This window comes from Cochlodiniinecator piscidefendens (assembly GCF_011326755.1).
Taxonomy (GTDB): domain Bacteria; phylum Pseudomonadota; class Alphaproteobacteria; order Rhodobacterales; family Rhodobacteraceae; genus Cochlodiniinecator; species Cochlodiniinecator piscidefendens.
Genome location: NZ_JAAOIE010000004.1, coordinates 317,190 through 331,290, shown reverse-complemented (window position 1 = coordinate 331,290; position 14,101 = coordinate 317,190). Strand labels below are relative to the sequence as shown.

15 protein-coding genes are annotated in these 14,101 nt (G+C 49.4%); 11 read left to right on the top strand and 4 right to left on the bottom strand.

Going from position 1 to position 14,101, the window contains the following annotated elements:
• The first annotated feature begins 87 nt into the window (after window positions 1-87).
• Window positions 88-453, top strand: a complete 366-nt coding sequence (locus tag G9C99_RS13170) for a c-type cytochrome (RefSeq protein ID WP_166417973.1) — start codon at window positions 88-90, stop codon at window positions 451-453.
• 14 nt (window positions 454-467) lie between these two features.
• Window positions 468-1,406, top strand: coding sequence for an XdhC family protein (locus G9C99_RS13165; RefSeq protein WP_166417972.1), 939 nt, complete (start codon window positions 468-470; stop codon window positions 1,404-1,406).
• A gap of 103 nt (window positions 1,407-1,509) precedes the next feature.
• On the opposite strand, the gene G9C99_RS13160 is transcribed toward G9C99_RS13165, so the two are convergent.
• Entirely contained in the window at window positions 1,510-2,073 is a 564-nt protein-coding gene (locus G9C99_RS13160) for a TetR/AcrR family transcriptional regulator (RefSeq protein WP_166417971.1), read from the bottom strand.
• Window positions 2,074-2,196: 123 nt separating this feature from the next.
• Between G9C99_RS13160 and G9C99_RS13155 the strand changes: the two genes are divergently transcribed.
• The 3 genes from G9C99_RS13155 to G9C99_RS13145 all read left to right on the top strand — a co-directional run bounded on the left by G9C99_RS13155 (window position 2,197) and on the right by G9C99_RS13145 (window position 5,853).
• Window positions 2,197-2,658 (top strand): (2Fe-2S)-binding protein, encoded by a 462-nt coding sequence (locus G9C99_RS13155; RefSeq protein WP_166417970.1) that lies wholly within the window; start codon window positions 2,197-2,199, stop codon window positions 2,656-2,658.
• A 3-nt stretch (window positions 2,659-2,661) separates the two neighbouring features.
• On the top strand, window positions 2,662-4,833 hold the full coding sequence (locus G9C99_RS13150) for a xanthine dehydrogenase family protein molybdopterin-binding subunit (RefSeq protein WP_166417969.1): 2,172 nt from the start codon (window positions 2,662-2,664) through the stop codon (window positions 4,831-4,833).
• 204 nt (window positions 4,834-5,037) lie between these two features.
• Window positions 5,038-5,853 (top strand): SDR family oxidoreductase, encoded by an 816-nt coding sequence (locus tag G9C99_RS13145; RefSeq protein ID WP_166417968.1) that lies wholly within the window; start codon window positions 5,038-5,040, stop codon window positions 5,851-5,853.
• 124 nt (window positions 5,854-5,977) lie between these two features.
• On the opposite strand, the gene G9C99_RS13140 is transcribed toward G9C99_RS13145, so the two are convergent.
• Window positions 5,978-6,550 (bottom strand): helix-turn-helix domain-containing protein, encoded by a 573-nt coding sequence (locus G9C99_RS13140; protein ID WP_166417967.1) that lies wholly within the window; start codon window positions 6,548-6,550, stop codon window positions 5,978-5,980.
• Between the two features lie 112 nt (window positions 6,551-6,662).
• Between G9C99_RS13140 and G9C99_RS13135 the strand changes: the two genes are divergently transcribed.
• Entirely contained in the window at window positions 6,663-7,829 is a 1,167-nt protein-coding gene (locus tag G9C99_RS13135) for a benzoate/H(+) symporter BenE family transporter (protein WP_166417966.1), read from the top strand.
• 96 nt (window positions 7,830-7,925) lie between these two features.
• Here G9C99_RS13135 and G9C99_RS13130 read toward each other — a convergent pair whose 3' ends face one another.
• On the bottom strand, window positions 7,926-8,855 hold the full coding sequence (locus G9C99_RS13130) for a DMT family transporter (RefSeq protein WP_166417965.1): 930 nt from the start codon (window positions 8,853-8,855) through the stop codon (window positions 7,926-7,928).
• Between the two features lie 106 nt (window positions 8,856-8,961).
• Between G9C99_RS13130 and G9C99_RS13125 the strand changes: the two genes are divergently transcribed.
• Window positions 8,962-9,930, top strand: coding sequence for a LysR family transcriptional regulator (locus tag G9C99_RS13125; RefSeq protein ID WP_166417964.1), 969 nt, complete (start codon window positions 8,962-8,964; stop codon window positions 9,928-9,930).
• Between the two features lie 144 nt (window positions 9,931-10,074).
• Here G9C99_RS13125 and G9C99_RS13120 read toward each other — a convergent pair whose 3' ends face one another.
• Window positions 10,075-10,869: a dimethylarginine dimethylaminohydrolase family protein gene (locus G9C99_RS13120; RefSeq protein ID WP_166417963.1), complete on the bottom strand. Its 795-nt coding sequence runs from the start codon at window positions 10,867-10,869 to the stop codon at window positions 10,075-10,077.
• Window positions 10,870-10,972: 103 nt separating this feature from the next.
• Here G9C99_RS13120 and G9C99_RS13115 point away from each other — a divergent pair, with 103 nt between their 5' ends.
• From G9C99_RS13115 to G9C99_RS13100, 4 genes are read left to right on the top strand one after another with little or no spacing between them, the layout of a single operon-like run.
• Window positions 10,973-11,761 (top strand): ABC transporter ATP-binding protein, encoded by a 789-nt coding sequence (locus G9C99_RS13115; protein WP_205859858.1) that lies wholly within the window; start codon window positions 10,973-10,975, stop codon window positions 11,759-11,761.
• Window positions 11,762-11,788: 27 nt separating this feature from the next.
• Window positions 11,789-12,556: a transporter substrate-binding domain-containing protein gene (locus G9C99_RS13110; protein ID WP_205859857.1), complete on the top strand. Its 768-nt coding sequence runs from the start codon at window positions 11,789-11,791 to the stop codon at window positions 12,554-12,556.
• 49 nt (window positions 12,557-12,605) lie between these two features.
• A complete protein-coding gene (locus G9C99_RS13105; protein ID WP_166417960.1) occupies window positions 12,606-13,334 on the top strand; it encodes an ABC transporter permease in 729 nt (242 codons plus the stop codon).
• Window positions 13,327-14,100: an ABC transporter permease gene (locus tag G9C99_RS13100; protein ID WP_166417959.1), complete on the top strand. Its 774-nt coding sequence runs from the start codon at window positions 13,327-13,329 to the stop codon at window positions 14,098-14,100. The genes G9C99_RS13105 and G9C99_RS13100 overlap by 8 nt, the downstream gene beginning before the upstream one ends.
• Window position 14,101: the final 1 nt, after the last annotated feature.

The following is a 14,101-nucleotide window of genomic DNA, read 5'->3' as shown; positions in this document are numbered from 1 at the left end:
TGCGCCCCAACTACGCAGCCACCCACATTGACAAAACAACCAGTTGGGTCTAATTGACAAAACTCCGATATCCACCAAGGACCCGTCATGAAAATGCTATCAACGCTAATCGCCTTGATGACCCTAATGCCCCTATCAGCCTTTGCTGACGCCAACGCCGCAGAAGGCGAACGCGGTTTCCGTCGCTGCACCTCATGCCATTCCGTTGAGCTAGGACAACGACGCTCCGGGCCATCTCTGTTTGGAATTGTTGGTGCACAATCAGGTGCCGTAGAAGGGTTCCGATATTCCAACGCCAATCTCAATGCATGCATCATTTGGAACGAAACAAACCTTATGACATTCCTTTCTAATCCACGCAGGTTCATGCCCGGCACACGGATGAACTCTCCGGGTTTGCGAAGTACACAAGATATCGAAGATTTAATTGCCTACCTCAGCCAACAGAATTAGAGCCCGTCACCAACATGAATAAGCACATTGCTCCGGAAGATAGCTTAGACGCTATTCGTTTTTTAAACGAAACGGACGAGCAGGGCGTTCTGGCGGTTATAATAGGTGTGTCAGGACCAAGTTATCGACCAGTTGGTGCGATGATGGCAGTCACTGCTTCGGGTCATTCCTTGGGAACACTCTCATCCGGTTGCGTTGAAAAAGATATTATTCTCAACGCCAAATCTGCACTTCACACCGGAAAGCCGAAAGTGGTTCGATATGGCCTTGGTTCTGAAATAATGGACATAATATTACCCTGTGGCGGAGGCCTTGAAATTCTACTGCTGCCAACACCTTCAAAAACTTTAATGCACTCTATCGTCGAAGAAACCGGGCACCGAAGACCTGTACTCCTACAGGTGCATCCAGAAGCTGGCATCGCTGTATCAACCAGTGAAGACGACAGTTTCGCACCCGCTACATGCCGTATCTTAATGCTACCCAAACTGAGATTCATTTTGTTTGGAAAAGGAAGTGAGATTACAACGTTTGCCAATCTGGTAAACAGTCTTGGATACGAGCAATGCATCTGTTCACCAGACGAACACGAATTATCTCAACTCAAGCATACTTTATCATCAACGATACACCTCAACGCACCACGCTGGCCAACTGACGTTCACACTGATCCTTGGACTGCTATCCTATTGTTCTTTCATGACCACGAAAGGGAACCCCCCATCCTGTTACACGCGCTGTTAAAACCTTGTCACTTTATTGGTGCACAAGGCTCGCGAAAAACAGCCGCGACGCGACGCGATCGACTCAGAACGATTGATCCGAACATAAACTTAGAACAACTCGCAGGACCAATTGGATTAATACCTTCGACACGCGATGCAAAAACGCTCGCTGTTTCTGTTCTCGCCGAGGTGTTGGCAAAGGAGCGAATAACAGGCTTCGAAGCCTAGAATTTTGGCAACGCTTTAAGTGCACAATCTGATATGGACGATGACACAGGCCCATGCCGTTGGGGCATCGCACACTACACCCCATTGCTGCAGATATACTATGTTACGCTGCACCGAGTATTGGCTTAAGCACTTGTTTAAGGGTGCTATACAATCGATGTAAGTGTTCCAGATCGTGCGCGTTACTTTTGATTTGGGAAAAGCTGGCCTTTATGAACACACTCAATTCGTCCGGTGTCACGCCCGCCTCTCGGATATTGGCCTCCGCCGGGGAGATCGCGTGTTTAACACCATCAGCATAGAGTTTCATCAAGCCGTCTTTGTCTGCACCATCCATTTGGTCAACCATCTGCATAATTTCATCGGCATGAGGAATTTGGGCCAACCCAACGAATGGATTCATCGCAACATGTCGATATGCGATATCAAGGCGCTCTAATATATCCTCAACACCCTCACAGTCTGCTGCAATCGCACCAGCCGCTTTTTGGGCATAATGATGCATCGCGCCACACATCAGCTCTTCTTTACTTGCAAACGCATTGTAAAGAGTCTGTCTGGAAACCTTTGCTTCAACAGCAATTTCACTAATGGTCGTCTTTTTGACCCCGTAGTGCGCAAACAATTTAAAGGCGGCTTCGACGATTTTTCTGTCTCTATCGTTCATTTAGCTGGCTTAGACCTCATCTGTCCACGTGTCAAATGTTTGACAAAATGATCAATTTAGTCCATTAGTACACTCAGTTTAAGTTCAGCTCAGCAATCCACCGAATTTTAGGGAGAAAAGCACATGGTCACCTCACTCATGATAAACGGTCACCGACAAGAAATTGATGTCCCGGATGGCACACCTCTCTTGTGGGTAATTCGAGACGAACTCAAGTTGACAGGTACTAAATTCGGATGTGGCGTAGCATCATGCGGAGCTTGTACAGTCCACATTGACGGCCAACCAACCCGTTCCTGTCAAACCTACATTGAAGATGTTTCAGATGCCGAAATCACAACCATTGAAGGCGTCGAATCCGAAGTCGCAGGCGCAGTGCACCAAGCGTGGAACGAGTTGAGCGTCGTTCAGTGTGGTTATTGTCAATCCGGCCAAATCATGTCGGCCATTGGGCTGTTAACTGAAAATCGCACCCCCAGCGTTGAAGAAATTGAAAACTACATGTGGGGCAACGCCTGCCGCTGTGCCACCTACCAGCGTATTCGTGCAGCCATCCAACGCGCGTCAGAAATTCTGGAGGCCTGATCAATGACCAACCACTTATCACGCCGCTCTTTTCTAAAATCCGCCTCCGCAGCAGCTGCGGCTTCTCTAATTATCGGTTTTGGCCCGGATAAGGTGCTTGCCGCATCCGACGGAATATCTGAATTCACACCTTTTATACGTATCTCTAGTGACGGTGTCGTTACCGCAATTATCAAGCATTTTGAATGCGGCCAAGGCGCAGCCACCGGCCTCGCGACGCTCATCGCTGAAGAAATGAATATGCCCCTTGATCAAATTGAGATCGAATTTGCCCCGGCAGACGGGACGCGCTATGCAAACTTACTCTTTGGTTCGCAAGGCACCGGAGGATCGACTTCGCTTGCTAACTCGTTCATGCAATATCGTACGGCAGGCGCCGCTGCCCGAGAAATGCTTATAACAGCCGCAGCCGAACAGTGGGGCATAAGCCACGAAACTGTATCTTTAGACAACGGTCAACTGATCTCAGGCAGTAACGTACTTAGCATCGGAGACGTCGCAGGCAATGCTGCGCAGCTCAATGTTCCGGCTGAACCTACACTTAAAGACCCTTCCGAATTTACGGTTATTGGCAACCCTAACACCGGACGCTTGGACAACGCAGCCAAAACAACTGGCACCGCGCAATACGCGATGGATATACATCTAGATGGGCAAATCGCGGCAGTGCTTTTGCGCAGCCCCAGATTTGGTGGCACACTTGTTTCGATGGACGACAGTGCTGCAAGCGAAATACCAGGTTTTATACGAGCAACTGAAATACCTACCGGCGCAGGTGTTGTCGTGTATGCCCAAACAACATGGGCAGCGTTCCAGGCCCGCATGGCCATCAGCGCAGAATGGGATTTTTCAAATGCTGAAAACAGAAGCTCTGACCAAATAAAGAGTGATCTGTTGGCTGCCGTAAACTCAGAACCCGAGCATCATGCTAAGGGAGACCGCACCGCCACAGAAGAAGCCCTGAACAACGCCACACAGATAATAGAGCAAGAGTTCTTTTTCCCGAATCTCGCCCACGCTCCTATGGAACCCTTAACCTGCACAATAGCGCCTGCTGAAAACGGGGTCGTTCTCTACGACGGTTGTCAAAGTCCTGCTGGTGGTCAAGCGGCGCTCTCTGCCGTATTGCAAATCCCGGCCGAAAACGTCGAAGTAAACACGCTATACGCTGGTGGCTCTTTTGGTAGACGTTCGACTGCGACCGCTGACTATCACGTCGAAGCAGCGCTAGCCTTTGCGCTGAACGGCGGTCATCAACCCGTAAAACTGGTCTGGTCTCGCGAAGACGATCTGGCCGGCGGATATTACCGCCCCGCTGTCGCGCACAAAGTGCGAGTTGGCCTAGATGAGAATGGGAAAATCTCTGCTTGGGATCATCGAACCACCAGCAAATCAATTTTCAAAGGAAGCCCCTTTGAAGCGTTTTTGGTCCACAACGGCGTCGATCATAGCTCTGTAGAGGGCATCACTGACACGCTTTACGATCTCCCCGGCCAATTTGTTGGCCTGACCGACGATAAAACGCCCATCACGGTGAGCTGGTGGCGCTCAGTTGGGCATAGTCATACGGCGTTTGTCATGGAATGCATGATGGATATGGCAGCATCTGCAGCCGAGCAAGATCCGATCGACTACCGATTAGCCCACCTTACCCAAGGAACTTCGGATCAAGCGCGCCTCGCTGAGGTTCTACGCATCGCCGCCGAGAAAAGCGATTGGGGGCGAAACCTCCAAAATGATAGGGCGCGTGGTATCGCTGTTCACAAATCATTTGGAACATATGTGGCAGAGGTCGTCGAGATTTCGCAAGATGATAGCTATGTGCAGATCGAAAAGGTAACATGCGCAGTCGATTGTGGGGTCCCTGTAAACCCGGACGTTATCAAAGCGCAGATCGAAAGTGGCGTCGGCTATGGCATCGGGCATGCAATGCGCAACGAAATTACCTTAACCGATGGCGAGGTCGATCAATTCAATTTTCCTGATTACGAGCCATTGCGCATCAACGATATCAGAGCAATTGAAACTCACATTGTTCCCTCCACGGAACCCCCTTCGGGGATCGGTGAACCCGGCACGCCCCCTGCCAGTGCTGCGCTCGCAAATGCGATCGCGGTGCTTGGTATGCGCGTTACCCACCACCCAATGAACAAAAACGGGGTCGACTTCGCTTAAGAGTCGGCTGGGCTAATTCAATTCCTCAATCGTGTTAGCCCAACACAACCCTACCACTATGTAACCCGCAAGCTAAATGAAGCCACGTAAACATCCTAGGGTGTTTCTAAATTCCTCGCGAATTTATGTGCCTTCCCCCTCTAACGCTCTGCACGTACGCGGTCGAGTGCTTCGTCGAATCTCAAATTCCCCAAAGGAAAACACATGCCACAAACCATTCTTATCACCGGCGCGTCGTCCGGAATTGGCAAGGTCACAGCAACGCACTTTCAGGCAAAAGGTTGGAATGTCGTTGCCACCATGCGCGATCCAAAAGACGGTGCGGAATTGGCAAGATTAGACAATGTCCAAGTGGTCCGCCTTGATGTAACAAACTCTGATTCCATTCTTTCGGCTGTTGCGCACGCACTTGAACATTTTGGCCAAATTGATGCCTTATTGAACAACGCAGGATACGGGGCCTATGGCCCACTGGAAAATTTCGAAATGGACCGTATCCGCCGCCAATTTGATACAAATGTCATTGGACTGTTAGAAGTCACCAAAGCGGTCCTCCCGCATATGCGCGAACGCAAATCTGGTACTGTCGTCAACATCAGTTCTATTGGTGGGCAAATGACCTTTCCACTTGGATCGCTTTATCATGGAACTAAGTTTGCTGTTGAAGGGATATCCGAAGCGCTCCACTATGAACTGGAAGCAATTGGCATCAAGGTCAAAATCGTTCAACCCGGAATGATCGCAACTGATTTTGGACAACGTTCTCTAGATTTCGCAAATGAGCCTGCTATTGATGAGTACCAAAAGGTTGTTGGCGCAGTGATGGCTGCATTTGGCAACCAAAGCTTTCCACCATCGAATCCAGAAATCGTAGCCGAAGTAATTTGGAACGCCATTACGGATGGCTCCAAGCAATTGCGATATCGTGCAGGCGCCGACGCAGAAATGCTGCTGAGCAGCAGAAAAGAAACTGACGATGAAGCATTCATCGATAACATCAAGGTGCAATTCGGCCTCTAACGAGGCTTTAGAATCCTATATGATCAAGCAGCATGCCCTAATCGGGATCTGCTGCTTGGTATACTGATCCCGTACGCTCAGGATCAGTTTAAAAATCTACGTTGGTTAGAACGTTTTATCACACCTATTTATCGATAGGGTCGAACAGCGTGGTTCTCGGGTAGTGTAAAGTGTTGTGGAATTGGACCTGCTCGTTGGTTAAGTTTCGATATCCATGGGGTTGGTCAGCGCTAAACCTAAGCCCGTCACCACATCGATAACGCGTCCATTCCCCATTTTGCAAAACATCCATTTCTCCACTCGTCACAAAAATATCTTCGACAACGCCGATATCATGAGAATGTGACGTATGAGTCTGCCCTGGCTTCAGCGTTATCAGAAACGTTTCTGAACCAAACACTGGGTCGAAGGGAAAAATTGTGTGAAACTCGATACTTTCCTGAAAGCGTATTGGGTCAATTTTCGCGGGTGTAAACGTGTCCGTTGCCTGAATAAGATCTTCGATAAACGCCGTCAAAGGTAAGTGAAACCCTTTTGCCAACTTCCATAGTGTCGCAATTGTTGGACTGGAATCTCCACGTTCAATTTGATGCAGCATTGCTTTGCTAACACCTGTCAATTCAGCAGCCTGGGACAAGCTAAGCCCAGCGTTCTGGCGAACGGCCTTCAATTTGATTTGTATTTTTTTATCTGTCATCTGCATCTTAAGTATTGTCTGTTATAACAAGCGTACGTTATAACAGACAAATCATCGGTAACATCCTATGTAATCAACCCTACCCTTCCCAAACGACAAAGGCACGCTTGTTATGTTCGCCGGTTTTAAGCTCTCTCATTTGGTTTCTGGATGCATCGCGGTATTGGTCGGATACACAGGAAGCGTCGCAATAATTTTTCAAGCAATCGAGCTGCTAGGAGCAACACAACAGCAAGCCAACAGCTGGATGTTAGCCTTAGGGGTAGGAATGGGTCTCAGCGGCCTGATCCTGTCTGTTCGCTACCGGATGCCAATTTTGACAGCCTGGTCGACGCCCGGCGCAGCACTCTTGGTCATCAGCCTTAATGGAATTCCTATGAACGAAGCCATTGGGGCATTTTTGTTTTGCGGTGTACTGCTCACTTTGACCGGAATGACCGGTTGGTTCGAAAAGCTGTCGCACATTATCCCTGACGCGATAGCCAACGCGATGCTTGCAGGAATATTGTTCCGTTTCGGATTAGAAATTTTCCCCGCCATGAAGGAAAACCTTCCTCTGGTTGCAGCTATGTGCCTCACCTACCTCATTGGGAAACGCTGGTTGCCCCGCTATGCGATTCCATCAGTATTGACTGTCGGCACCTTATTTTGCTGGATTGATGGGGCTTTCATTACCAATGTAGAGTTTACTTTTTCGGTAGCAAAACCAGTACTCATCGTGCCAGAATTCTCTTTGATTGCCCTAATCAGTATCGGGCTACCTCTTTATCTTGTCACAATGACATCCCAAAACATGCCGGGTGTTGTAGCCTTAAAATCAGCTGGATACGCCCCTCCAGTTTCGGCAAGCATTACCGTGACGGGCATAACCACCATCCTGCTCGCACCTTTCGGAGGCTATGCTTTCAATCTCGCCGCGATAACAGCGGCGATCTGTGCGGGACCAGAGGCCGATGAAGCCAGTGAAACTCGATACAAGGCAGTTGTGGTTGCTGGCATTGTCTATTGCATTGTTGGGCTATTCGGGGCCGCCGTCATTGGTTTATTCCTTATAACCCCAAAAGCATTGGTTGTTACTGTTGCCGGGCTCGCTTTGCTTGGTACAATAGGGAATAGCCTTAGTGCTGCTTTGTCGCAATCCAATCAGCGCGATGCGGCACTGGTCACATTCATGACCACAGTATCTGGAATAGCTTTTTTTAATATCGGCGCTCCTGTTTGGGCACTTATTTTTGGCTTATTGGTAAATGCAGCATTGTCCAAAACTCGGGCCCCTTAACGTCAATTTCCCACAAACCCTTTGGTGACGCTTCAAATTGCAGCCCTAGATTCCAGGTATCATTGTTTCAAACACACTTATTCACCTTTTGTGTCGTCACTCGCGCTTCAAAATCATATACCCCGAGCCAATTATCATCAGCATTCCCATTAAGGTGACCATTGTAGGTACACTATCAAAAAACAGGGAATCCCACACGACCACGAATACAAGGTAGCTGTATTCAAACGTTGCTACCGTAGATGGAATTGCTATTTTATAGGCCCCGGCAATTCCAAGGCCGATCAAAACCGTTAAGACAGCCAGCACCCCAAGTACCACCCATTCATTTTGACCAACGGGCACCCAATTTCCCAACAAATTCGGATATGCATGTGCAGTCGCCTCGTCAGGCGGCCAGAGTAACAGGGCTGCGCTCACGCTTAAGCCAGCAACCAGCATTGTGATCGTGAGAGATACAGCCAGCGCAGCAATCGGTACAGTTTGGCATTTTGTTCGCGTTAGGATATGGCCAATTGCATAAAATACAGCACCAACGACCGGTGCAAGCGCCCAAAAAGAAAAGACGTCGGTACCGGGTCGGAGCAACACCAAAACGCCTACAAATCCCAACACCACCGCGCACCACCCCCGCCTATCGACACTCTCACCAATGGCATAGGCGGATAATACGGTGACGAAAATCGGAGCCGTATAAGTCCCAGCTCCAAGGACAGATAAACTCACAAAGGGAATTGCCCCGTAAAACAACAGAAACATCAGAGTCATACACAGTGATCTCAGAAGAACCCAAGGCCTGAACGCATCATTTAATAGGCCTTTGTCCGTTTTTTGCAGAACAGATACGGCGTACAACAGCGGCAGCGCCAAAAGCGCCCTGAGTGCAAAAATTTGACCCAAAGGCAATGCACTGCTGAAGAACTTAAAAATCACATCTTGCACAGATGTAATAAAAAGCGCGCCCACAATGAGCGCGACCCCTAGTGCTACATTATTGGGGCGTTCTTGCTCGTGTACTATTCTCATTTCAGCTCTCGACATATCGGTGGATTATCTAAAACCAAGAATATTGAATTTCAAAGCTTTTGATTATGCCTTGTAAACTGATCTCATACATTAGTATTTTTAAACAATGGAACGTGCACCAGTTTACGGAATAGAAGTATTTCTGACGATCATTCGGGAAGGCTCTTTGAAAGCTGCCGCTGATACATTAGGTGTTGGTGCCCCTGCGGTAAGCCTCCAGTTAAAATCTCTGGAGGAAAAAATGGGTGTTGGCCTCATTCACCGCACCACCCGTAACATCGAACTCACTGACGCAGGGCGTATTCTGTTTGAGACAGCAGCTCCGGCTTATCGAGACATGGTAGATGCCATACGTAAAACCCAAGAGACAGCGTCATCACTAACTGGGACGCTGCGCCTTGCGGTAACCCGCGGCGCTTACATGACAGCAATCGCCCCCATTTTGAAACCATTCCTTGCGGATCATCCTGGTCTCAACATTGACATATCTCTCAGTGAGGGGCTGACTGATATTGTCCAAGACGGATTCCACGCTGGTGTTCGCCTGGGGGATATTCTTGCACCAGATATGATTGCTGTAAGACTTACCCCACCGTTAACGTCGGCTTTCTCTGCTTCGCCAAGTTATTTGGACCAGCACGGACGCCCCTCACACCCCAGCGAGCTTTTAAATCATCAATGCATTCGCTACAAACTTCCTTCCGCTAACAAAATCGCTGCATGGCAATTTATCGAGAACGGGCAAGAAAAGACCATAAACCCTCCGGCGCGCCTGGTCTTCGATAGCGTCGGCGGCGTTATTCAGGCTGCCCGAGACGGGCATGGAATTGGCTGGTCATTGCGCGCGACCATCACTGATCGCTTAGACAGTGGCGAACTCGAAACAATATTGAGTGAATATTCAAAAGACCTTCCACCCTTCTATTTATACTACCCCGAACAAAACCGCCGCATAGAATGTCTACGCGTGTTTATTGACTACCTTATCGCGCACCAAAAGAAAGAACGCCGTTACGATCAACGTCGATATAGTTATGAGTTGACAGGGCTTAGCAGCCAGACCCACAAGGCATGAGCACATTTTTCCTCCGTTTAAACACAACACAGGAAGCTTTGGCCGAAAAAACCTGCACGTATCTAACGAGCAACAATCAATATATTAAGTCGAAGCGGCGGCGGTTAAAGGTTCCACTTCAACACCGCCGCCTAAGGTTCTGAGTTAAGCTGGCGGAGAAAACCGCAATGACAAACAAGACATGCCACCGTCCAATTTACCCGCCTCAGTATTGCCTACCTTTTGCACGTCATATCCAGCCTCGCGTAAGATCGCTTCGGTTTGAGGAAAGCCATCAGGCATAATCACCAGATCGTTGTAACGGATTGAATTTGCGCAAGGTTCTTCGCCTTCCGCTACGTAGATTACATTATATCCCTCAAAACATCCGCTGTCGGCCAAACGCTTGGTGGATAGGATTGTGTTTTCATCCAAAAGTGAGCAGTCGGTTTTGAAATGTAGCACACCTTCGGGGGTTTCCAGTTCACGTACCGTGTAACCCCAATCTGCCACGAGTGCGCGCAACTCTTCGATACCTGCGCTGTCGGTGCGGGCAGATGTTCCCACCAAAATTTCAGTTTCCGTGGTCAGGATATCACCGCCATCAATGAAACCGGGCCCTTCGACCACACGCACATCATTGTAAAGCTTTTTCAGTACCGCGGTCATGACCGCTGCTTCGCCAATACGTGAAGGAGTCCCCGGGCGCATTGCGATCGCCCCTTCTGGCAAGCAGAGCGCGGCATCTTCAACGAAAACTGAATCCGGAAACTCTTCGAGGGGTTCCAAAACCGTAACTTCAGCGCCTGTAGATTTCAGCGCCGTCACATAATCCGCATGGTGCTGCAGAAATAAATCGAGGCTTGGGGTACCAGTATCAATGGCACGAAGCCCCTCTGTTACAGATATGCCCGGCTTACGTGTGATGGCGTGTGTGAATGTATAAGACCGTTTGCTCATAAAGCTCTCCAGCTTGGGTCGCAGATTTGCGGTGGTTAAAAGATATTGACTTCATATTTATACAAGTGCATAAATTTATGCAATCGTATAAATGGAGGCGAGTATGCAAGGTCAACACCATTCAGCCGCGCCCGTGATCGAAGTTCGGGATCTGCACAAATCCTTTGGATCAGTAGAAGTTCTTAAAGGAATTGATCTATCAGCGCGCCCCGGAGAGGTTATCTCTCTGATTGGTGGCAGCGGTTCAGGAAAGTCCACGACTCTGCGTTGCCTAAATCTACTTGAGACCCCAACAAGTACCGGCTTGCTCAAACTTCTGGGTGAAGAGGTACATCTGAAAACAGATCGGCGCGGTGTCGGTCACGTTTCGAATAAGAAACAACTCCGTCGCCTACGCAGCAGACTGGGCATGGTGTTTCAAAGTTTCAATCTGTGGCCTCACATGACGCTTGAGCAAAACGTGATGGAAGCTCAGGTGCAGGTATTAGGGCGTACGAAAACCCAAGCCCGCGACAATGCACATCAATTATTGGAACGTGTCGGCCTAACGGAACGCCTGAGTATGTTTCCATCGCAATTATCTGGCGGCCAACAACAGCGCGGCGCTATCGCACGAGCATTGGCTGTTGACCCTGAAGTTATGCTTTTTGACGAGCCGACATCGGCACTTGATCCGGAATTGGTCGGCGAAGTCCTGAATGTAATGAAGAACTTAGCCGAAGAAGGTCGCACAATGATCATCGTTACACATGAAATGAAATTCGCGGCTGAAGTCGCGGACAAAGTGGTTTTCCTCAATCAAGGGCGGGTTGAGGAAGAAGGGACACCGGAAGAAATATTCCAAGCCCCGAAATCAGAACGCCTTCAGCAATTCATCCGATCAGTCGGCTGAAAGCAACCAATTCCTATGGGAGGAACCATGAAACTCAAATCTGCATTTCTTGCTCTAGCCGTTGCTGGCTTTGCAACCGCTACTACAGCAGAAACCGTACGTGTTGGCATCGCGACCGAAGCCTACCCACCGTTTTCGACACCTGATGCGTCCGGAGCTTATACCGGCTGGGAAATCGACATCATCAATGCCATCTGTGAAGAGGCCGCGCTGGACTGTGAAATTATCGCAACTTCATGGGATGGGATTATTCCCTCTCTTACGTCTGACAAAATCGACGTGATTGCTGCCTCACTCAGCATCAATGAAGAACGCATGCAGGTCATTGATTTTTCTGATAAATACTATCAGACTGGCGCCTCAATCGCCACAGCGACAGCCAGTGGCGTTACCCCCACCCCAGAAGGGGTAGCAGGTCGCAATATCGGTGTGCAGTCTGGTTCTATTCACCAAGCTTATGCACTAACCCATTTCCCGGATGCCAATATTCGCGAATATCAGACGCAAGACGAAGCCAATCAAGACCTGTTCGCAGGCCGGATCGATGGCACCTTAGCCGATGTTTTGGTTTTGGCCGAATTCCTAAACTCTGACGAAGGTCAGCTTTGCTGTGAAGACGCTGGATTGGTTGCAACTGACCTAGAAATCCATGGTCAAGGTGTCGGCTTTGGTATCCGTCAAGGCAGTGACGAACTCAAGGCGACGTTGAACACAGCAATCCAAGGTATCCGTTCCAACGGTGTCTATGACGATATCACCGCTCGTTACTTTGATTTCAATATTTACGGCGAGTGATCACAGCATCTGAAAGGGGCATTGGCCCCTTTCAAACTGGGAGGGAAGCATGGCCACAAATTATCGAGAAATGAGCGCGGCCGAATTGCTGGCGTTAGAACCGCCTGGCTGGGGTGGCGCACTATTGGATGGGCTTGCAATATCTTTGCAGGTTGCTGTTCTTGGTTATCTTATCGGGATTTTAATCGGTTTGGGCGGAGCGGTACTAAAGCGTTCTGGCGGGCCGATCACAAGAGATCTGATGGGTCTCTATACCACGCTTGTACGTGCAATTCCTGAACTTGTTCTCATCCTTTTAGCTTATTTCGCAATGCCTGAGCTAATCAATCAAATGCTGTCTGGCTTTGGCTTCGAACGCATAGAAATAAACGGATTTGTCGCCGGCGTTGTTGTGATCGGCTTTGTACAAGGGGCATATGCAACTGAAGTCCTACGCGGAGCTATGGGGGCTGTACCAGTAGGCCACATCGAAGCCGCACAAAGTTTTGGCATGCATCCGCTTCGTATCTTTGCTCGCATCACTGTACCTGAAATGCTGCCCTCAGCCCTGCCCGGCCTATCAAATCTGTGGCTGATCGCCACCAAAGATACCGCACTTTTGGCCGTGGTGGGCTTTACCGAACTTACTCTGGCTGCGCGCCAAGCCGCCGGGGCAACCAAACAGTACTTTCTGTTTCTTCTGGCCGCTGGGGCTCTCTACTTGATCATCACATTACTATCAGGTTGGATTTTCCGCCTGATTGAAAACCGCGTAAACCGGGGGGCACACCATGTCTGATCAATCGTTCTGGCAACCACATCGACTGATCCTGATGGCACTCGCCACCGCAATAGTTTTGACAATGGCCTTGAACATGGATTGGAGTTGGCTGCCAGCCTACCGTGCAGATATCCTTGATGCAATTTGGATCACCAGCGCGCTTCTGGTGAGCTCGATTGTAGCGGGTTTCCTACTGGCGGTTCCGATCGGGTTGGTTCAAGTCACTGGTCCGCGCCCATTGGCGTGGCTGGCTTACGGGTTTTGTACCCTTATCCGTGGAACACCAATCCTGCTACAGATGTGGGTTCTGTATTACGGATTAGGATCGCTGTTTCCCTACATACCCGAATTACGCCAAAGTTGGCTGTGGCCCTATCTGATCGAGGCTTGGCCTTATGCCTTTGTAGCACTGACACTGTCCTTTGCTGGATATGAGGGCGAAGTTATGCGTGGCGCATTCAAAGGTGTTCCCCACGGAGAGCTCGAGGCAGCAGAGGCCATTGGCATGCATCCTTTCACCATTTTACGCCGTATTTGGCTGCCCCGCGCAATTCAACGTGTGTTACCAACCCTTGGTGGGGAGTTCATCCTTCAACTCAAAGCGACCCCATTGGTTGCAACCATTGCTGTGGTCGATATTTATGCAATTTTTGGCCGTATTCGTCAGGAGACATTCATCACCTATGAACCGCTCCTGATGTTGGCCCTAATCTATCTAATGCTCGCAGGCTGTATCGCCTTCCTTTTCCGCCTGCTGGAAAACAAACTCCCCTCACGAGGCTAAC

What these genes read in the sequence shown, in the direction of transcription:
- G9C99_RS13170 (WP_166417973.1), top strand. Translation starts at nt 88, where the DNA reads ATGAAAATGCTATCAACGCTAATCGCCTTGATGACCCTAATGCCCCTA.
- G9C99_RS13165 (WP_166417972.1), top strand. Translation starts at nt 468, where the DNA reads ATGAATAAGCACATTGCTCCGGAAGATAGCTTAGACGCTATTCGTTTT.
- G9C99_RS13160 (WP_166417971.1), bottom strand. Translation starts at nt 2,073, where the DNA reads ATGAACGATAGAGACAGAAAAATCGTCGAAGCCGCCTTTAAATTGTTT.
- G9C99_RS13155 (WP_166417970.1), top strand. Translation starts at nt 2,197, where the DNA reads ATGGTCACCTCACTCATGATAAACGGTCACCGACAAGAAATTGATGTC.
- G9C99_RS13150 (WP_166417969.1), top strand. Translation starts at nt 2,662, where the DNA reads ATGACCAACCACTTATCACGCCGCTCTTTTCTAAAATCCGCCTCCGCA.
- G9C99_RS13145 (WP_166417968.1), top strand. Translation starts at nt 5,038, where the DNA reads ATGCCACAAACCATTCTTATCACCGGCGCGTCGTCCGGAATTGGCAAG.
- G9C99_RS13140 (WP_166417967.1), bottom strand. Translation starts at nt 6,550, where the DNA reads ATGACAGATAAAAAAATACAAATCAAATTGAAGGCCGTTCGCCAGAAC.
- G9C99_RS13135 (WP_166417966.1), top strand. Translation starts at nt 6,663, where the DNA reads ATGTTCGCCGGTTTTAAGCTCTCTCATTTGGTTTCTGGATGCATCGCG.
- G9C99_RS13130 (WP_166417965.1), bottom strand. Translation starts at nt 8,855, where the DNA reads ATGAGAATAGTACACGAGCAAGAACGCCCCAATAATGTAGCACTAGGG.
- G9C99_RS13125 (WP_166417964.1), top strand. Translation starts at nt 8,962, where the DNA reads ATGGAACGTGCACCAGTTTACGGAATAGAAGTATTTCTGACGATCATT.
- G9C99_RS13120 (WP_166417963.1), bottom strand. Translation starts at nt 10,869, where the DNA reads ATGAGCAAACGGTCTTATACATTCACACACGCCATCACACGTAAGCCG.
- G9C99_RS13115 (WP_205859858.1), top strand. Translation starts at nt 10,973, where the DNA reads ATGCAAGGTCAACACCATTCAGCCGCGCCCGTGATCGAAGTTCGGGAT.
- G9C99_RS13110 (WP_205859857.1), top strand. Translation starts at nt 11,789, where the DNA reads ATGAAACTCAAATCTGCATTTCTTGCTCTAGCCGTTGCTGGCTTTGCA.
- G9C99_RS13105 (WP_166417960.1), top strand. Translation starts at nt 12,606, where the DNA reads ATGGCCACAAATTATCGAGAAATGAGCGCGGCCGAATTGCTGGCGTTA.
- G9C99_RS13100 (WP_166417959.1), top strand. Translation starts at nt 13,327, where the DNA reads ATGTCTGATCAATCGTTCTGGCAACCACATCGACTGATCCTGATGGCA.